Here is an 18,405-nt window from a genome sequence, read left to right on the forward strand (position 1 = left end):
TGCTGCGCTGTTCGTGGAATGGAAGCCGCAGGCGCAGCAGGAGGCCGGCGACCTGGTGCAGTGCGCACCGGGCGTGTTCGCGTGGGACAAGGTGATGGAACTGGCGCAGGCTGTCGATGGCAGCATGCCTTATCAGCGCCAGGACGAGGACATCGTCATCTACAAGGCCATCGGCATCGGGCTGGAAGATGTGGCGCTGGCAGGGCTGGCGTATCGCAAGGCGTGCGCGCAGTACGGCTGGTAAGCCGGAGCTGGCGGGATGAAAAAAGGCGCTGCGGATTTTCCCGCAGCGCCTTTTTGTTAGGGGCGGCCTCGAATCAGGCAGTCACTTTCTTGTCCTTGGCGGCCGCTGCCGGTTTGGCCCGCAAGGCGGTGGCGGTGGCGATGAGTACGATGGCGATGCCGGTCACGGTGCCCACGGTCACCGGTTCATCCAGCAGCAGCCAGGCCCACAGCGAAGCCGTCATCGGCACCAGGAAGGTCACCGTGATGGCCTTGGTCGCCCCTTCTGCGGCAATCAGTTGGAAGAACAGTGCGTAAGCGATACCGGTACAGACCACGCCCAGCACCAGTACAGATAACAAGGCAGGCAGGGTGCCGGCCTGCAGCGCATGCGGCATCGACGGCGCAGCCAGCGGCAGCAGGCACAGGGCAGCGGCGAACTGGCTGCCGGTGGCCATGGCGATGGGCGGGATGCCGCCGGCGCGCATGCGCGTGAAGGTGGCCGCAAAACCATAGCTGACCGCCGCACCCATGGCCGCCAGCACTCCGGCGATCACCAGCGCATCGACCGGTGCCGGGCCGATGCCGACCAGCACCGCCACACCGACCAGGCCCAGCACGAAGGCCCCGGTACGCACCAGGCTCAGCCGTTCGCCCAGCAGCAGGAAACCGAACATGGCCGTGAAGATCGGTGCCAGCGAATTCATGGTGGCCATGTAGGCCGAGGGAATGTGCAGCGCCGACCAGGCAAACAGCGCGAAGGGCAGGGCGGTATTGAAGATGCCGATCACCAGGTAGGGCAGCCAGTTGCGTCGCCACTGCAGCGGCACCCCGCGCATGCGGGCAAAGGCCAGCAGCGACAGCGTGGCCAGCGAGGCACGGCCGAAGGTGGTCAGCATGGGGCCGAAGACCGGTGCGGCGATGCGCATGAGCATGAAGCTGGTGCCCCAGATGGCAGCCAGCAGCAACAGCTTGGCAATGTTGGAGGAAGACATGGATGTGGGCGGCAGGTATGGCCAGTGGGAGGTCGATTGTACGGCCACTTCTGAAAACCGTCCCGGTACAGTTGGTGCCTTTGTACCGGGCCACTTGACTGCGGCGCAACAGTCACAGGGGAGAATGAGGAAGAACTGTGCATGGCACCGTACCGGGCCACCTGCTAGGCTTGCCAGCCTGACACTTACTGTACAGGAGCCTGCATGCTGACGATCTACGGCCGTGACACTTCCATCAATGTTCGCAAGGTCCTGTGGGCTTGCAGCGAGCTGGACATTGCCTTTGAGCGGCAGGACTGGGGCATCGGTTTCAGGGCGACCAGCGAGCCGTCCTTCGTTGCCATGAATCCCAATGCGATGGTGCCGGTGATTGATGATGATGGCTTCGTCCTGTGGGAGTCCAACAGCATCTTGCGCTATCTCGCCGGGCAATACGGTGACGGTGCGCTGTATCCGCAAGCACCGCGTCTGCGCGCGCGCATCGACCAGTGGATCGACTGGCAGGCCAGCGACCTCAACCGCAGCTGGAGCTATGCTTTCATGGCGCTGGTGCGCAAGTCGCCCGAGCATGGCGATGCGCAGCAACTGGCGGCTTCCATCGCCGGCTGGACGCGCTTCATGCAGGTACTGGAGCAACAGTTGCAGCACAGTGGCGGTTTCGTGGCGGGTCCTGCATTCACGCTGGCCGATATTCCGGTCGGGTTGTCGGTCAATCGCTGGTTCGGCACGCCCTTGGAGCATGCGCCCTTGCCGGCCGTGGCAGCGTATTACGAGCGTCTCAGCGAGCGGCCCGGCTTCCGCGCCTACGGCCGCAACGGCATGGCCTGATGGCGGCGGGCGCGGTACACTGCGGCCTTGCGCATGCGCGCCCATTTCCGTCCTGCAGGTTCACCATGGCCACCCGAAAGAAAAAACTGCTCTTCCTTGCCGCCTTCCTTGGCTGTCTGCTGCTGGCCAGCGTTCCCTTGTGGACTTTGCTGTTTTACTGATTTGTTTTGATTGTCTGCGCCTGCCTCGAAATCGTATCAGGCGTTACAAAAAAGTTTTGATGGTTCGCTCTTTCTGGCAGTCCGGTGCGTCTTGCCCCGCCAAGTAGCATGCAGCTTACGCAAAAAAATCCCCCGGGTCCGACGACCAGGGGGCCAACATCATTTCATCGCGATTCAGGCAGACACACACCAGGCGGCACCGGACACGGTGCCGTCCCGCTCGCTCAATACGGCAGCCGATGCGGCGGCAGGCTGGCACGGCTGGCCAGCGGATGATGCCGCCAGCGCGCTTCGGCCAACAGATAGATGCCCGTTGCCGACAACGCAACGGTCACCAGCGTAGAGAGAACGGCAGTCAGCAGGAAGGTGGTGAACATGATGATCTCCTCAAGACGACTTCATCTTAGGAGAAAGCACCTTGCCTGGCTCTAGTGATTTTCCCTAGAAAACAAACAAGCCGCTCAGGGAATCCCTGAGCGGCTTGCAGTCCGGCAATGCTGTCATCCTGTCATGCTGCCAAGGCAGCAAGCCCCGCAGCAGGATGTTGCATCAGCGCATCAATAACGTTCCAGCCAGTGCGCGTAAGGTGCCGGCAGCGTCCAGGAAGGGCGCTCCACGCCCAGTTCCTTGGCGGCCTGATAAGTCCAGTGCGGGTTGACCAGGTGCGAACGGCCCACCATCACCAGGTCGAGCTGGCCGTCCTTGACGGCGCGCTCGGCCAGTTCGGGCGTGCCGAAGCCCCAGGCGGAAGACACCGGCACGCCAGCCTCCTCGCGCACGCGCTTGGCGATCGGACCGAGGAAGGCCGGACCCCAGGGGATCTGCACTTCCGGAATGGTGAAGCCGATGGTCACGCTGATCATGTCCATGCCGATCTCCTTGAACTGGCGCACCACGCCGATGGAGTCGACCAGCGTCTGCTCGTCGCGGCCATCGTATTCCAGCACGCCGAAGCGCACCGTCAGGGCCAGGTGTTCCGGCCACACTTCACGCACGGCGCGCAGGGTTTCCCGCAGGAAGCGGGCGCGGTTTTCCACGCTGCCGCCGTAGATGTCATCACGCTGGTTGGAATGCGCCGAGAAGAAGCTCTGGCCCAGGTAGCCGTGGGCGAAGTGCAGCTCCAGCCATTCGAAGCCGGCATCACGCGCGCGGATGGCGGCATCGACGAAGTTCTGGCGCACGCGGGCGATGTCGTCCAGGCTCATGGCCTTGGGGACCTTGGGCAAGCCCTTGCCGAAAGCAATCGCGGACGGGGCGATGGTGTCCCAGCCGCGCGCGTCGTCGGCGGCCATGTGGTCGTCGCCTTCCCAGGGACGATTGGCGCTGGCCTTGCGGCCGGCGTGGCCGATCTGGATGCCGGGCACGGCACCGGCGGCCTTGATGGCTTGCACCACCGGCACGAAGGCTTGCGCCAGCTCGTCCGACCAGATGCCGGTGCAGCCCGGCGTGATGCGGCCTTCCGGGGCCACGGCAGTGGCTTCCACGATCACCAGGCCGGCACCGCCACGGGCGATGCTGGCGTAGTGCGACAGGTGCCATTCGTTGGCCTTGCCGTCCACCGCCATGTACTGGCACATGGGCGGGACGGCAATGCGGTTGCGCAGGTTCAGGTCCTTGAGCTTGAAGGGAGTAAAGAGAGCAGACATGGGTGGCTTCTTGTCAATGATGAAAATGAGATCAACAAGCGCTGCACTGGCACAGCACTCGCTTCGTTTGTTCGTAAATCTTCGAACTATGGAAGGAGTATAACCCAGGGTGTATCATCTTGCAGATGCGTCCCTACAAACATCCCGAGATTGCCGAGTTCGTGCTGGAGCGCGTGCTCTACGCGCTGAGCGATTCGATCCGCCTGGAGATCGTGCGCCACCTGGCGCGCGTGGAATGTGCGACCTGCGGCGAACTCGATGGCGGGCGTCCCAAGTCCACCGTCTCGCACCACTTCAAGGTCTTGCGCGAAGCCGGCCTGGTGCGTACCGAGAGCAATGGCACCACCCACATCAACACTTTGCGCAGCGCCGATATCGAGCAGCGCTTTCCGGGTTTGCTGTCGGCCATCCTGGCCCAGCACGACAAGCTGCCCGCCCGCCGCAAGAAGGCGGCCTGAAGCCTTCCCGTCCGCTCAGAGCTTGCCGGCCTTGACGTCGGCGTCCACTGCCACGAAGGCCGTGGCCATCGCATACTGTTCTGCCTCCACCGAGGTATTGCCGCGAAAGTCCTCGCACACCACGCGCCGGAAGGCGACCGGGTTGTCATTGCGATGCAGCTGGTAACTGCCGACCCAGGTACCGTCGATCTGTTCCCTGCTGCTGACCCGGATGAAATAACCGTGATGCTCGGCCACGTCATTGTCGAGCTGGGTATCGATCACCGCACGCGCATAACCGACACCGGCCACCTGTGCCGAGGCCACCGAAGCGAAGGGATTGCCGTGCAGGCCGGGGGCCGGTTCGCCATCGATCTGCACGGTGCAAAGGACGTCGCCATCGCGTTGCTGCGTGCAGGAGACGCTGATGTGCTTGCCGCGATAGGTGGCACCGTAGGTGGGGAGCATGCGTGCTTTCAAGAAGAATTGCCTGGGCGCTATAGTGGCGCGATCGTTCATCGTGGTCAATCAACTTGCAGCCGGCATGGCGTGACAGCCGCGTAAAAAAAGGCCCGCATGTTGCCATGCGAGCCTTTTCCTTCACAGCGACGATTTGCGCAGCAGATCAGGACCCGTGCTTGGCCAGGCCCTCGCGCATCCGGCGCACTTCCTTCTCCGACACGGCCCCTGCCTGGTTGTTCCAGCCCTGGCGCACGAAGCTGGCCAGTTCTGCCGCTTCCTTGTCCGAGAGGCGATGGGCGAAGCCCGGCATGACCAGGATCGACGGTGCCTTCTCGGTGGACGGCGTGCGAGCCCCGGCCAGGATCACGTGCAGCAATGCGCTGGGATTGTCGGCATTGACCACGGTCGCGCCATCGAGTACCGGGAAGATGCCCGGCGCGCCCTTGCCATTGACGAAGTGGCAGGCCGCGCAATTGTCCAGGTACAGGCGCTCGCCCAGGCTCAGGTCCTTGGCGGCCGTGAGTTTCTTTGTGGTCGCCTCGGCCCCTTGCGGCGTGACGCGCCCGCTGCTGCTGGCGGCCACTGGCGAGAGCGTCTTCAGGTAGGCCGCGATGGACTGCAGGTCTTCCGGCTTCAGGTGCGCCGTGCTGTGTTCCACCACCAGGCTCATCTCGCCCGCTACTGACGCGGTCTTGTTGCGGCCGGTCTGCAGGTAGTCGACGATGTCCTGCGCGCTCCAGTGCGGCATGCCGCGCAGCGACGGTACCGCCCAGCCATTGAGGTCGCCGCCCGAGAGGAACTGCGCCTGGCTGCTGTCGCTGGCCTTCTCGTTCATGGCGAAACCACGCGGGGTGTGGCAGCTGCCGCAGTGGCCCAGGCCCTCGGCCAGATAGGCACCACGCTTGATCTCGGCGCTCCAGCCGTCCTGCTCCTTGAACGGTTTGTCATTGGCGAAGAAGACATTCCACAGCTTCATCCCCCAGCGGATGTTGAACGGGAAACTCATGCTGCTGGCCGGCGGCGTGGAGGCCACCGGTTTCACCCCTTGCATGAAGTAGGTGTAGAGGGCGTGGATGTCCTCGTCACTCACCTTGGCATAGCTGGGGTAGGGCATGGCCGGATAGAGCTGCGTGCCATCGGCGCGCACGCCATGGCGCACGGCCGCAGAGAACTGGGCTTCGCTGTAGTTGCCGATGCCGTGTTCCTTGTCCGGCGTGATGTTGGTGGAGTAGATGATGCCGTGGCCGCTGTCGATGGCCAGTCCGCCCGAATAGGCCGGCTTGCCTGCCGCGCTGTGGCAGGCCATGCAGTCGCCGGCACGCGCCAGGTATTGGCCGCGCGCCACCGTATCCTGGTCGGCCGCCTGCGCCACATTGAACACACCCAGCACACTCAGCGACAAGGCCAGTCCGGCCAGCAATGAAGTCATTTTTTTCATGTTCTCTCCCCCCTTCATGCCTGGACCAGCGGGCCGGGGTTCTTCAGGTACTGCGTCTTGATGGCGTGCGCGGCCATGAGCGTGATGGCACCGATGGTAGCCGTCGGATTGGCCTGGAAGTTCTGCGGGAAGGCATTGCCGCCGGGGACGAAGACGTTGTGCACATCCCAGGATTGCAGGTACTTGTTCAAGGCCGAATCGCGCGGCGAATCGCCCATGATCGCGCCGCCCACGTTGTGGGTGGAGACGTACTTGGTGATGTCCCAATGCGAATCCAGGGCCAGGAAACTTTCCGACATGTGGTCCGGATTGAGCTCCTTGGAAATCTTGAGCACGATGTCGCGCAGGTAGCGCTGCAGCTTGAGTTCGTTCTGTCGCCAGTCGAAGGTCATGCGCAACAGCGGCTGGCCCCACGGATCCTTGTAGTTCGGATCCAGGTCCAGGAAGTGGCCGCGATAGGACATGCAGGTGGTGGTGATGCTGATCTTCATGGAATGGTCGTACCAGTCGATCATGCCTTCCTTCCAGCCGCGTCCCCAGCTGGGCGTGCCCGGCGGCAGCGCCGTGCCGATCGGCGCGCCCGAGGCTTGCGAACTGTGGATCTTGGCACCGCCGATGAAGCCCAGCTTGATGCCATCGTCGAAGTTGCCGGGCGAGATGTCGTTGAACATTTCGCCGGTGGCACCGGCCGTGGCGAAGGAATTGAAGTGCTTGTCCTTGAAGAACAGCGTCGCCCCGCCATTGGAGAGGAAGGCATAGTTGCGGCCGATGACGCCGGTCTCGGTGATCGGGTCATACGGCTTGCCGATGCCCGAGAGCAGCATCAGGCGCACGTTGGCGAACTGGAAGCTGGAGAGGATCACGATCTTGGCCGGCTGGAACACTTCCTTCATGTTCTCGTCGATGTAGGTCACGCCGCGTGCGGTCTTCTTGTCCGCGTGCAGGTCCACGCGGATGACGTTGGCGTTGACCTTGTAATCGAAGTTGGGCAGGCGCTTGACCACATCCAGGATGGTGGTCTGCGGCGAGGCCTTGGAATAGTTCAGGCAGGGATACTTGCTGCAGAAACCGCAATAGTTGCAAGGTGCAATTTGTGCGCCATACGGATTGGTCCAGGCCTGCGAAACATTGGCCGAGGGATTGGGGAAGGGATGGTAGCCCAGCTTGCGCGCCACGTCGGCGAACAGGGTGTTGTTGTAGGTGTCGTGCAGCGCCGGCAGCGGATAGGGGTTCGAGCGCGGTCCTTCGAAAGGATCGCCGCCCGGCTGGATCTGGCCGCGCAGGTTGCCGGTGTTGCCCGACAGGCCGCAGACCTTGTCGAAGAAATCGTAGTGCGGCTCGATCTCGTTCCAGGTGAAGGGGAAATCCTTGATGCGCATCTCGGGATCGAGACTGCTGTGCTTGTAGGCCTGGTCGGCGTAGGTCTTGAGCTTGAGGTCAGTCGGTGTGGCGCGGATCAGCACCGCCGTCCAGTGCAGGCCCGAGCCGCCCACGCCGGTACCGGGCGCGAAAGCGCCCCACTTGCGGGTCGGCAGCGCCTGCTGCGCAGTGTTGTAGCGCACCGTCAGCGCAGCATCGCGCGGGGTGGCGAAGACCTTGTTGCGGGTGGCGTAGCCGTACTGGTCGGCCGGCTTGGGATAGGCAAAGTCTTCCGGCGGACGGTCCGGGCCGCGCTCCAGGGCGCGTACCTTCAGGCCGGCCTGGGCCAGTTCGATGGCCATCAGGGAGCCGGCCCAGCCGAGGCCGACGATGACGACGTCGACGTCGTCGTTGGTAATGTTAGGCATTGAATTAAGTCAGTAAGAGGTTGCAGGCGTGAACGAGGAGACGGGGCCGCGCATCAGGCGCGCTTGCCCGACAGGCTCACCGGTCCCAGCGGATACTTCACGTTGTGCTGGTCCACCCATTCGGTATAGGCCGCACGCGCACCGGGGAAGCCGATGGCCACCCAGGCCTTCATGTCCTTGTTGCCGCCGTACATGGGATCGGCCAGGTAGCCGTTCTTGGTATCGCCCAGCAGCTGGCCGAAGAACTGCGAAGGCTTCATCGCCTTCTCGCCTAGTGCGGCAAAGTCCGCAGCGTTCTTCTGCAGCGAGGTCAGCAGGGCATCCTTGTCCTTGGCCTCCAGCTGCTCGAAGCGCTTGCCGTGCTGTTGCTGGCTGATCTGCTGGCTCAGGTCGATGCCGATGCGGTAGACGTCCTGCGGTGCATAGGGAATCTGGATGCCCAGCGTGGCCGGTGCATCGGTCTGGTGCGGCCCCTGTTGGTAGATGTCGCTGCCCAGGCCGGCATGCAATTGCTGGTCGATGAAGACCGGCACATTGGTTTCCAGCGCGCCCGGCCCGCGCCCTTCGGCGGGGATCAGGCGGTCGCAGGCGGCCAGGATGAAGAGCCATTGGGCGGCATTGAAGAACACCGGCTTGTAGTGTTGCAGCTCGATGCCTTCCAGGCCATCGGCCCGGGCCTGCTTGAGCAGGGGCAGCGAGACTAGCGGCACTGCCGCTGCGGTGGCCGCGAGGACGGCACGCCGCGAGGGACTGAACTTGGTGGTCATGATGTGAGCAAAGTGGAGTGGGTGGAAAACAAGCTGCGCGAGGCATCGGGACACGGACGCATCGGGCAGGACTGCGCCCGCCATGACCGCTGCACGGCACGCGCGCCGGCACCCGCAATGCCGCGTGGGGCGGCCTGCGCAGGATGAGACGTCGTTGCAATGGAATGGGGCATGGGTCGCAATCTCAGAGTGGGTCAACGCGTCTCCGATCTTGCGTCCAGCTTGCGGGGCTGGCATTTCTTGTGATTCCCGGTCCTGGCCACGGTCGATCAGGCCAGGCGGGTTGCTCTATGGATGAGCGCACGCATTCTAACACCTCTAGTTGTCAGATGTCTTAAGACGCTGCCTCGCGGCAAGATCCTGCCATGGCCGTCTTCGGCTACACTGCTCATCCGCAGCATTGTCGCTGCAGACCCCGAATTCCGAGACCGAGACACCATGCAGATCCGCGACGCTTCCCCTGCCGACATCCCCGGCATCACCCTGATCTTCAACGACGCCGTGGTCAATACCACGGCCATCTGGAGCGACAAGCTGGTGGACGACCAGAACCGCCAGGACTGGCTGGCGGCCCGTCGCCAACTGGGCTATCCGGTGCTGGTGGCGGTGGAGGGCGACAAGGTGCTGGGCTATGCGAGCTTCGGTGACTGGCGTCCCTTCGATGGTTTCCGCCATTCGGTGGAACATTCGGTCTACGTCCACAAGGATCACCGTGGCGAAGGCCTGGGCGTGGCCCTGATGCAAGCCCTGATCCCGCGTGCCCGCGCGGTCGGCAAGCACGTCATGGTGGCCGCCATCGATGCCAGCAATGTCGGCTCCATCGCCCTGCACAAGAAGCTCGGTTTCGAGCAGGTCGGCCACATGCCGCAGGTCGGCACCAAGTTCGGCAAGTGGCTGGACCTGGCCTTCCTGCAACTGACGCTGGATCAGCGCACTGACCCGGACAAGATCGGCAGCTGATTGCCGCAGCGTCAAACACGAAGGGCCGCATGGAAGCGGCCCTTTGTGTTGCTACTCAGCGATGCGAGGAAGGGGCTCACGGCCTCAGCCGTTGTGCTTTTCTCCCTCGTGCTTCTCGCCTTCGTGCTTGTCGTTGGCGCGCTTGTCTTCCTCGTGTTTGGCCGGCTCGTGCTTCGCTTGCGCGTGCGCTTCCTGTGCATGGGGCGCTGCCTCATGCCGCTCGGGGGCGGCCTTCTGTTCGTGCTGCGGCGGACGTTCTTCACGGGGCGCGGCGGCAGCATGCGCCTGCATCTGCGGATGAAGGTTTTCCTGCTTCATCGCCTGGGCCTTTCTTTCCTCGGCCTGCTGGCGGGCCTGTTGCGCGGCATTCTGTTGGGCCTGTTCACGTTCGCGTGCTGACTGCTGTTCCTTCTGCGCGCGCTGCTCCTGTTGTTGCTGCTGCAGTTGGCGTTGCTCCTGCTGCTCGCGCTGTGCCTGTTGTGGCGCTTCCTGATGCGGGTGCGCACCCGTTGCCTGCACGGCTTCCTTCTGCGCCTGCGGCTGTGCATGCAGGTTGGCCTGCGCCATCTTCTGCTGAGTTTCCTGCGCGCGCAGTGACGGCATCGCGCCGGGACGTGCATCGCTGGCCGTGAAATGCGGCATGCTCATGGCCGCCGGTGCCACCTGTTCGCGGTGGTTGTCGATGCGGGTCTGGTTGTTGACGTTGCGCTCGTCGACATTGCGCACGTTGTTCACGTTGCTGACATTGCTGACGTTATTGACGTTGCTGACGTTGTTCACGTTGTTGTTCACCACGCGCGTATTGTTGACCGTCACGTTGTTGTTGGTCACGCGATTGATCACGGTGGTCGAGTGCGACACATAGGTGGTGTTCTTGTACACCACGGCCGGCCGCTGCCAGTCGCCGGACGGGCGATCGCCGCCGCCACCGCCACCCCAATGCATGCCCCAGTCATGCCATCCCCAGTCACTGTGATGACTGATGGCCTCGCCCACGAACACGCCCACGCCGAAGGACAGCGCACCCACCACCACTTCATTGGCCACCGGGCTGGGCGGACGATAGGCATAGCCCGGATACACCGGTACCGGCGGACCATAGACCACGGCCGGGTTGTAGGCCGGTACGTAGACCGTATCCGGCTGGCTGGACTCGATGACGATGGTCTGCGGCGGCGGCGGGATCACCGGGGCACCGGCGTAGACGGTGCGCGGCGCGGGCGCATCTTCCACCCGCACGGTGTCGCTGCTGCGTACCGTGCTGACCACCTTCAGCTGCGAAGAACTCTTGAGGTTGCCGGCCTGTTGCGCACGCAGGCGCAGGGCCTGGATGGCATTCATCACATCGTTGGGATCATTGACGAAGGCATCGCCCAGCGAGCGCGTCCAGTCGGGATTGGCGGCCATCTGCGACAGCACCGCCGGGAACATGGTGAGCGATTTCACGCTGACATCCCAGGGCTGCTTGTCTTCGGCTGCCTGCAGGATATCGCCCTTGAGCGCGCCATTCTGTCCCAGCCACTGGTTGGCGGCGACGATCTGGTCCGGGTAGGTGGCCCCGGCCAGCACTTGCGCCACCAGCTTGTCCGGGAACAGGGCGATGGGGGCCACCATCTGCGACAGTTGCGCGGCCGTGGGCGGCGTGTAGGGCGGCGTGGTCGGCGCAGCCGGTGCGGCGGCTGCGGTGGGCGGGACGGCGTCCTGCTTCTGGCAGGCGGAGAGGGCCAGCACCGCACCGAGCAGCGAAGCCGAGACGATGATGGCGGAAGATCTGTTTCTTGTTGTCATGATGAAGTCCTCGATCCGTGACGGCGCACGGAAAACGCGTTGCGATAGCCTGGCTAACGACACGCGGCGATGCGCAGTTGACTGCAGAATTGTGATGGGATGTAACAGCGCAGGCCATGTCAGGCCACCGCGCATTGTTAGGTTTCGAGCACGGCTGTGGAGAAAGGTTCGACTTCGTTCTCCGTCACGCGGAAAGATCGCGCCGTACGGGAAACTGACAAAGCACTGACTGGAAAGTCGCACCAGAAGCGGGCGTTGGCGAGATGGTCTTGTCAGCGATTTGCAAGGTCAATGCAAAAAAGGCAGACCATGAAGGTCTGCCAACAGGAGAGATGCAGCAAGGAAAAACTAAGATTTTCAGCGGCACTCGCTCATGTACCGCGATTCGATGCGGGCGCGTTCGCCATACTCGATGTTGCCCGGTCCGTTCATGGTGAAGCGGCCATCGCGCCAGGTGCCCGGCACGGGGGCGCGTTGCACGTTGCTCGGATCGCCGGTGCGCGCGCGCTCCGCTTGCATGCGCAGGCTGCGGCAGGAGGGAGATTCGCTGTTGGATGCCAGTTGCATGGTGTTGCCGCTGTCATTCATGCTGCCGGTCTGGGGTGCCAGTGCCGTACGCACCATGGCACGATGGGGGGACAGGGCCTGGTCCAGTTCGCTGGCCGAGGCGGCATAGGCGCTCTGGCTGAACGCCGACGCGAAGACGGCCAGGGTGCCGATGGTGGCGATGCTGCACAGGGCGGAAAGGGTGCGGAAAGAAATGCGCATGATGAGCTCCTCGTTCAGTGATCAGGATGGAAAGCGGCTTGGCATGGACGTAGTCTGCCGGTCCCTGGTTGATCTTGTATGTCACTTCTTCCTGCGCAGATTACAACTGAAACATGGCCGGATGAGCAGTTTTAATACATGACTTAAAATGATGCATTCCTCCTCAACCATGAGTTCCATTCATCATCATGCTGGACCGCATCCACCTCTCCATCGTGCAGGAAGTCGAACGCCAGGGCTCGCTGACGGCGGCGGCCGGCGTGCTGCACGTCACGCAATCCGCACTCAGCCACAGCATGAAGAAGCTGGAGCAGCAGCTCGGCACCGACATCTGGCTGCGTGAAGGCCGCCACCTGCGTCTGACGCAAGCCGGCCAATACCTGCTGGCCGTCGCCAACCGCGTGCTGCCGCAACTGAACCTGGCCGAAGAAAGATTGCGCCAGTTCGCCCAGGGCGAGCGCGGCGCGCTGCGCATCGGCATGGAATGTCACCCCTGTTACCAATGGCTGCTGAAAGTGGTGTCGCCTTATCTGGCCGCCTGGCCGGATGTGGATGTGGACGTGAAGCAGAAATTCCAGTTCGGCGGCATCGGTGCGCTGTTCGGTTACGAGATCGACCTGCTGGTCACGCCCGATCCGCTGGACAAGCCCGGCCTGGTGTTCGAGCCGGTGTTCGATTACGAACAGGTACTGGTGGTGGCGGCCGACCATCCGCTGGCCGGCGCCGATTACGTCAAGCCCAAACAATTGAACAACGAGGTGCTGGTGACCTATCCGGTGCCGGTGGACCGGCTCGACATCTACACCCAGTTCCTGACCCCGGCCGGCATCGTGCCGCGCCGCCACAAGACCATCGAGACCACCGACATCATGTTGCAGATGGTGGCCAGCGGGCGCGGCGTGGCAGCCCTGCCGCGCTGGCTGGTACTGGAATATGCCGAACAGATGGAGATCGTGCCGGTGCGCCTGGGCAAACAGGGCATCGCCAAGCACATCTACCTGGGCGCGCGTGAAAGCGATGTGGAGATCGATTACCTGCGCGCCTTCATTGAGGAGGCGCGGCAGGCACAGGCATGAACCTTAGTTCGTTTTTGTGACTTTGTTGAGATGCCGTGGCCGGTCGGCATCCATCCCGCGTGCGGCGGACAATTGCGCCGCCATCACATAGAAGGCCTGGATCGCCACGATGGGATCGAGGTCCGGCGTGGCGGCCACGGGCAAGGTGAGGTCGCGCTCGATCACATCCTCGGGGGCCGCCAGCAACACCCTGGCCCCGCGTGCGCGCATCTCGGCGGCCAGCGCCAGCATGCCCGCCTGCGAGGGGCCGCGTGTGGCGAACATCAGCAGCGGATAACCGTCTTCGATCAGGGCCATCGGCCCGTGCTTGATCTCCGCGCCGCTGAAGGCCTCGGCCTGGATGGCGCAGGTCTCCTTGCACTTGAGCGCCGCCTCCAGCGCCAGCGGGAAGCCGATGCCGCGCCCCACGATCATGAGCCGATTGGCCGGGACCAAGGCTTCGACCGCCGCTGACCAGTCGCATTCGCACGCCGCCCGCAGCGCCTCCGGCAACTGCGCCAGTGCATCCAGCAACGCGGCATCATCCTGCCAATGCGCCGTCAGCAAGGCCCCGGCTACCAGACTGGCGATGAAGCTCTTGGTAGCCGCCACGCTGGCTTCCACGCCCGCATGCAGCGGCAGGCTCCACTGCGCCGCCGCCGCCAGTGGCGAATCGGCCTGGTTGACCAGCGCCACCGTGCTCGCTCCCTGCGCGTGGAAATAGCGGATCGGCTCCACCACATCCGGACTCTGCCCGGATTGCGAGATGGCGATGGCCAGCGCATCGCGCACCTGCAGCGGGGCCCGGTTCAGCGTCACCAGCGACATCGGCAGCGACGCCACGATGCGGCCCAGGCGCGCCATGATGAGATAGGCGCAATAGGCGGCCGCATGGTCCGAACTGCCGCGCGCCACGGTAACGATGGACGCCGGTGGCGCAGCGCGCAGTTGCGCGCCCAGTGCGGCATAGCGGTCCTGGTCGCGGGTCAGCTGCACGGCCACGTAATCGGCCGCAGAGCGGGCTTCCTTAAGCATCAGCGAGGTCAATCTCTTCTCCTTCCACATAGACAGCCTTGAGGGCAAATTGCCGGTCCAGCACCACCACGTCGGCGTAGTGGCCGGTGGCCAGGCGGCCACGGTCGGCCAGGCCCAGGTAATCCGCAGCATAGGTCGAGGTGCGTAGCGAGGCTTCGGCCACGTCCATGCCCAGCGCAATGAGGTTGCGCAGCGCCTGGTCCATGGTCAGCACGCTGCCGGCCAGGGTGCCATCATCCAGCCGCACGCCGCCCGCGCACTTGTGCACCACTTGCCTGCCCAGCGCATAGTCGCCATCGGGCATGCCGGCTGCCGCCGTGGAATCGGTCACGCAGAACAGGCGCGGGATGGAACGCAGCGCCGCACGGATGGCACCGGGATGCACGTGCAGGAGGTCCGGAATCAGTTCGGCATACTGCGCATGGGCCAGCGCCGCACCGACCATGCCGGGCGCGCGATGATGGAAACCGCTCATGGCATTGAACAGGTGCGTGAAGCCCGAGGCTCCATGCGCCAGCGCGGCCACGCCATCGTCATAGCTGCCGGCGGTGTGGCCGATCTGTACTTTCATGCCGCGATGGGCCAGCTTGCAGACCAGCTTCAGGTGGCCGTCCACTTCCGGGGCGATGGTGATGAGCTTGATCGGGGCCAGACCGTCCAGATAATCCACCTGCTCAAGCGACGCCGCGATGGCGAAGTCGGGCTGCGCGCCCAGCTTGCCGGGGTTGATGTAGGGCCCTTCCAGATGCACGCCCAACACGCGCGAATGGCCGGGCAGGCGCGCGTCGGTGGAGCTGCGGATGGCCTTCAACGCCACCTCCAGTTCGTCCAGCGGCGCGGTCATGGTGGTGGCCAGCAGACTCGTGGTGCCGTGACGTGCATGCAGGCGCGAGAGCACCTGCACCGCGTCGCCCCCTTCCATCACGTCGCGCCCGCCGCCGCCATGCACGTGCAAGTCGATGAAGCCGGGCAGGATGTAGTCGCCTTCATCGATGACGCGCGGCTGCTGCCGCAGCGGGCGGCCGTCGATGGAGCGGATGCGCTGGTCGAAGACCATGCTGCCATGGGTCCAGCCGTGGGGAGTGAGCACGTTGCCGTGCAATTGGGTCAGTGCATTCATGCCGGGGTCTCCTTGGGTTGCAGGGCGCGCCGCACCAGCAGCAGGGCCCCGTCCACCGCATCGGCTTGCGGCGGCACGATGCGGGCCTGCTGGCGGCGTTCCAGGTAGGGCTGCAAGGCGGCGGCCAGTCCGCCGCACAGCGCCAGCGGCAGGCACTGTGCGGGGTCGAGGGTATCGATCATGCGGCTGATCTCGGCGGCCGCCGCCTGCAGGATGTTGCGCGCGGCGACATCGTCATGGGCATGCGCTACCACCGGCCGCGCTGCACGGGCGAAGGCGGCCTGGTCCGCTTGCGCCAGCCAGTCCAGCAAGGTGGCGCGCTCATCGCGTGCCGGTTCGGCAGGCAGTTCGCTGCGGCACAGTTCCAGCACGGCGTCGGCCAGCGGCCCGCGATGGCTGCGCCCATCCAGCGCCAGCTGGGCATGGTGCAGGGCGCGCAGGCCCATCCAGCCGCCGCTGCCATCGTCGCCGCTGGGAAAACCCCAGCCATCGACCACGCGGCGGCTGCCATCCAGGTCCAGCGACAGGCCGATGGTGCCGGTGCCCACGGCGATGATGGCACCGGGCGCGCCGCCATGCGCACCGAGCAAGGTGGCCACGCCATCGTTGACGATTTCCAGCACGCCGAAGGCCGGTGCCTGTGCCCGAAAGTCGGCCGACCACTGCGCCACGTTCTCGCCCGCGATGCCGATGCCGACGGCGAGCGTCTCATCGGCGGGACGCTGGAGTCCGGCACCGGCAAAGGCGGCGTCGATGGTCTGGCCGATGACGCGCCACGCCTGCGCTGCGCCGATGCGCAATGCGGAACCCGGGCCGCTGGCCTGCGCCAGCACCTGCCCTTGCGGCGAGGTCAGCCGCACCAGGGTCTTGGTGCCGCCGCCATCGATGCCCAGCAGATAGGCAATAGCGTCCATGCTTCAGTCCTCTGCGAGGCGACGCGCTGCCTGCAGGTTGCCGGGATTGCGCCGGCGCAGCGCCTGCCCTTGTGCATCGAAGAGATGGAAGGCGTGGCTTTGTACGGAGAGCGCGATCAGCTCGCCGATGTGCACGCTGCGATTGCCGTCACCGCGCACCACGATGTCGTGGCCGCCTTCCAGCGTCACGTAGAGGAAGTTGGCTTCGCCCAGGTGTTCCACCAGGTTGACCACGCCGCGCAGCGGCTGGCCGTCGCCCAGCCCTTCGCGGATTTGTTCGGCGCGCAGGCCCAGCGTGACCGCTGCACCCGGCGAGACACCCTGCGGGTCGACATCGGCCAGCAGCCGCAGTCCGCCGGCGATCTCGACCTGCACGCCGCTGTCGTCGCAGCGCGTGACCACGCCGGGGAAGAAATTCATTTTCGGTGAACCGATGAAGCCGGCCACGAACAGGTTCTGCGGCTGCTGGTACAGCTCCAGGGGCGTGCCGGCCTGCTGGATGCGGCCCTCGTGCATGACCACGATCTTGTCGCCCAGGGTCATGGCCTCGACCTGGTCGTGCGTCACGTAGACGATGGTGGCCGCCAGTTGCCGGTGCAGCTTGGCGATCTCCAGCCGGGTCTGCACGCGCAGCGCGGCATCGAGATTGGACAGCGGCTCGTCGAACAGGAACAGGCGCGGCTGGCGCACGATGGCGCGGCCGATGGCCACGCGCTGGCGCTGGCCGCCCGAGAGTTCGCGCGGCAGGCGCTGCAGCAGGTGATCGATCTTGAGGATGGAGGCCGCATGGCGGATGCGCGCATCGATGTCGCTCTTGCTGCTGCCGGCGACCTTGAGGCCGAAGGCCATGTTCTTGTACACGTTCATGTGCGGATACAGCGCATAGCTCTGGAACACCATGGCGATACCGCGTTCGGCCGGCGGCAGGTGGTTGACCACCTCGCCGCCGATGGCCAGTTCACCGCCGCTGATCTCTTCCAGCCCGCACAGCATGCGCAGCAGGGTCGACTTGCCGCAGCCGGAAGGCCCGACCAGTACGCAGAATTCGCCATCGCGGATATCCAGGTTGAGCCCGGCCAGCACATCGGCGCGGCCATCGTAAGTCTTGCGCAATTGCTTGATGTTGACGTGTGCCATGAAGTCTCCTTTGAATTATTTGACCGCGCCTGAGGTGAGGCCACGAATGAGCTGGCGCGAAAAGGCCATGTACAGGATCAGCACCGGGATGACCGCCATCGACAGCGCCGCCAGCACCGAATTCCAGTCGGTGGCGTATTGCCCGATGAACTGCTGCACGCCCAGCGTGACGGTGCGGGTGTCTTCGCCGGGCGCCAGGATGAGCGGGAACCACAGGTCGTTCCAGGCCGGGATCATGGTGAACACGGCCACGGTGGCAATGGCCGGACGCAGCAGCGGCAGGATCACGCGGAAGAAAATGCTCAGTTCGCCCACGCCATCGCAGCGCGCCGCGTCCTTCAGCTCGCCCGGAATCTGGCGCATGAATTCGGACAGGATCATCACCGCCAGCGGCAGCCCTTGCGCCGTGTAGACCAGCACCAGTGCGGTACGCGTATTGATGAGGTCCAGCGCCACCACCAGCTGCAGGATCGAGACCGTGCCCAGCCGGATCGGGATCATGATGCCGATGGCGATGAAGAAGTTCAGCGCACGGTTGCCGAAGAAGCGGTACTCGGTCAGCGCCCAGGCCGCCATCGCGCCGAAGAGCAGGATCAGCAGCAGGGCGGCGAGGGTGACGGCCAGGCTGTTGCCGAAGTAGAGCAGGAAGTGAGTGCCCGCCAGCACCTTCTGGAAACCGGCGAAGGTCAGCGTCTCGGCTGTGGGCAGGGCCATCGGGCCTTCGAAGATGGCATTGCGGGTCTTGACCGAATTGATGAGGATGAGCGCAATCGGAAACAGCGCGATCACCGCATACAGGCACAGCACCGCATGCACCCAGAGATGGCCGGCGGAGCCGAAGCTGCGTTGGATCAGCGAGGGTTTGCGCATGGTGGTCGGGATAGT

The 18,405-nt window shown here is 64.5% G+C and carries 18 protein-coding genes and 1 pseudogene; 5 read left to right on the forward strand and 14 right to left on the reverse strand.

What is annotated here, in order from left to right; translation table 11 throughout:
* A pseudogene (locus B3873_RS09495) lies at nucleotides 1–244 on the forward strand (ornithine cyclodeaminase family protein); the annotation flags it as partial.
* A 73-nt stretch (nucleotides 245–317) separates the two neighbouring features.
* On the opposite strand, the gene B3873_RS09500 reads toward B3873_RS09495, so the two are convergent.
* Nucleotides 318–1,217: a DMT family transporter gene (locus B3873_RS09500; protein WP_286865548.1), complete on the reverse strand. Its 900-nt coding sequence runs from the start codon at nucleotides 1,215–1,217 to the stop codon at nucleotides 318–320.
* A gap of 204 nt (nucleotides 1,218–1,421) precedes the next feature.
* Here B3873_RS09500 and B3873_RS09505 point away from each other — a divergent pair, with 204 nt between their 5' ends.
* Nucleotides 1,422–2,045 (forward strand): glutathione S-transferase family protein, encoded by a 624-nt coding sequence (locus B3873_RS09505; protein ID WP_039784764.1) that lies wholly within the window; start codon nucleotides 1,422–1,424, stop codon nucleotides 2,043–2,045.
* A 385-nt stretch (nucleotides 2,046–2,430) separates the two neighbouring features.
* On the opposite strand, the gene B3873_RS09510 is transcribed toward B3873_RS09505, so the two are convergent.
* Both B3873_RS09510 and B3873_RS09515 read right to left on the reverse strand, forming a co-directional pair.
* The gene (locus B3873_RS09510) at nucleotides 2,431–2,583 is read right to left on the reverse strand and encodes a hypothetical protein (RefSeq protein ID WP_166675108.1); all 153 of its coding nucleotides are present in this window, start codon (nucleotides 2,581–2,583) and stop codon (nucleotides 2,431–2,433) included.
* A 180-nt stretch (nucleotides 2,584–2,763) separates the two neighbouring features.
* On the reverse strand, nucleotides 2,764–3,852 hold the full coding sequence (locus B3873_RS09515; RefSeq protein ID WP_286865551.1) for an NADH:flavin oxidoreductase/NADH oxidase: 1,089 nt from the start codon (nucleotides 3,850–3,852) through the stop codon (nucleotides 2,764–2,766).
* A gap of 125 nt (nucleotides 3,853–3,977) precedes the next feature.
* Here B3873_RS09515 and B3873_RS09520 point away from each other — a divergent pair, with 125 nt between their 5' ends.
* A complete protein-coding gene (locus B3873_RS09520; protein WP_034331719.1) occupies nucleotides 3,978–4,310 on the forward strand; it encodes an ArsR/SmtB family transcription factor in 333 nt (110 codons plus the stop codon).
* A gap of 15 nt (nucleotides 4,311–4,325) precedes the next feature.
* On the opposite strand, the gene B3873_RS09525 is transcribed toward B3873_RS09520, so the two are convergent.
* The 4 genes from B3873_RS09525 to B3873_RS09540 form a co-directional block, all read right to left on the reverse strand.
* A complete protein-coding gene (locus tag B3873_RS09525; RefSeq protein ID WP_039784766.1) occupies nucleotides 4,326–4,757 on the reverse strand; it encodes a hypothetical protein in 432 nt (143 codons plus the stop codon).
* A gap of 157 nt (nucleotides 4,758–4,914) precedes the next feature.
* A complete protein-coding gene (locus B3873_RS09530) occupies nucleotides 4,915–6,189 on the reverse strand; it encodes a c-type cytochrome (RefSeq protein ID WP_286865554.1) in 1,275 nt (424 codons plus the stop codon).
* Between the two features lie 14 nt (nucleotides 6,190–6,203).
* Complete coding sequence (locus B3873_RS09535; RefSeq protein ID WP_088755552.1) at nucleotides 6,204–7,976, reverse strand: GMC family oxidoreductase; 1,773 nt, start codon at nucleotides 7,974–7,976, stop codon at nucleotides 6,204–6,206.
* 53 nt (nucleotides 7,977–8,029) lie between these two features.
* Nucleotides 8,030–8,743: a gluconate 2-dehydrogenase subunit 3 family protein gene (locus tag B3873_RS09540; protein ID WP_286865558.1), complete on the reverse strand. Its 714-nt coding sequence runs from the start codon at nucleotides 8,741–8,743 to the stop codon at nucleotides 8,030–8,032.
* 438 nt (nucleotides 8,744–9,181) lie between these two features.
* Between B3873_RS09540 and B3873_RS09545 the strand changes: the two genes are divergently transcribed.
* Nucleotides 9,182–9,703 carry a GNAT family N-acetyltransferase gene (locus B3873_RS09545; protein WP_209533979.1) on the forward strand — a complete coding sequence of 174 codons (522 nt, stop codon included), beginning with the start codon at nucleotides 9,182–9,184 and terminating at the stop codon, nucleotides 9,701–9,703.
* Between the two features lie 84 nt (nucleotides 9,704–9,787).
* Here the strand turns inward: B3873_RS09545 and B3873_RS09550 are convergent, their stop codons facing one another.
* Together B3873_RS09550 and B3873_RS09555 are read right to left on the reverse strand one after the other, a co-directional pair.
* Complete coding sequence (locus B3873_RS09550; RefSeq protein WP_286865562.1) at nucleotides 9,788–11,491, reverse strand: DUF3300 domain-containing protein; 1,704 nt, start codon at nucleotides 11,489–11,491, stop codon at nucleotides 9,788–9,790.
* Between the two features lie 357 nt (nucleotides 11,492–11,848).
* A complete protein-coding gene (locus B3873_RS09555; RefSeq protein WP_039784771.1) occupies nucleotides 11,849–12,259 on the reverse strand; it encodes a hypothetical protein in 411 nt (136 codons plus the stop codon).
* A gap of 188 nt (nucleotides 12,260–12,447) precedes the next feature.
* On the opposite strand from B3873_RS09555, the gene B3873_RS09560 reads away from it, so the two are divergent.
* A complete protein-coding gene (locus tag B3873_RS09560) occupies nucleotides 12,448–13,335 on the forward strand; it encodes a LysR family transcriptional regulator (RefSeq protein WP_039784772.1) in 888 nt (295 codons plus the stop codon).
* A gap of 3 nt (nucleotides 13,336–13,338) precedes the next feature.
* Here B3873_RS09560 and B3873_RS09565 read toward each other — a convergent pair whose 3' ends face one another.
* Genes B3873_RS09565 through B3873_RS09585 form a run of 5 tightly spaced genes read right to left on the reverse strand, consistent with a single transcriptional unit; the run spans nucleotide 13,339 to nucleotide 18,390 of the window.
* Nucleotides 13,339–14,349, reverse strand: a complete 1,011-nt coding sequence (locus B3873_RS09565) for an SIS domain-containing protein (RefSeq protein ID WP_286865590.1) — start codon at nucleotides 14,347–14,349, stop codon at nucleotides 13,339–13,341.
* On the reverse strand, nucleotides 14,342–15,469 hold the full coding sequence (gene nagA / locus B3873_RS09570; protein ID WP_286865567.1) for an N-acetylglucosamine-6-phosphate deacetylase: 1,128 nt from the start codon (nucleotides 15,467–15,469) through the stop codon (nucleotides 14,342–14,344). The genes B3873_RS09565 and nagA overlap by 8 nt, the downstream gene beginning before the upstream one ends.
* Nucleotides 15,466–16,383, reverse strand: a complete 918-nt coding sequence (locus tag B3873_RS09575; protein WP_286865568.1) for a BadF/BadG/BcrA/BcrD ATPase family protein — start codon at nucleotides 16,381–16,383, stop codon at nucleotides 15,466–15,468. The genes nagA and B3873_RS09575 overlap by 4 nt, the downstream gene beginning before the upstream one ends.
* Before the next feature lie 3 nt (nucleotides 16,384–16,386).
* On the reverse strand, nucleotides 16,387–17,520 hold the full coding sequence (locus B3873_RS09580; protein WP_286865570.1) for an ABC transporter ATP-binding protein: 1,134 nt from the start codon (nucleotides 17,518–17,520) through the stop codon (nucleotides 16,387–16,389).
* Nucleotides 17,521–17,535: 15 nt separating this feature from the next.
* Nucleotides 17,536–18,390, reverse strand: coding sequence for a carbohydrate ABC transporter permease (locus tag B3873_RS09585; protein WP_209534101.1), 855 nt, complete (start codon nucleotides 18,388–18,390; stop codon nucleotides 17,536–17,538).
* Between the last annotated feature and the right edge of the window lie 15 nt (nucleotides 18,391–18,405).

The organism is Herbaspirillum sp. UBA812 (assembly GCF_002296545.1).
In the GTDB taxonomy this organism is placed as follows: Bacteria; Pseudomonadota; Gammaproteobacteria; order Burkholderiales; family Burkholderiaceae_D; genus Herbaspirillum; species Herbaspirillum huttiense.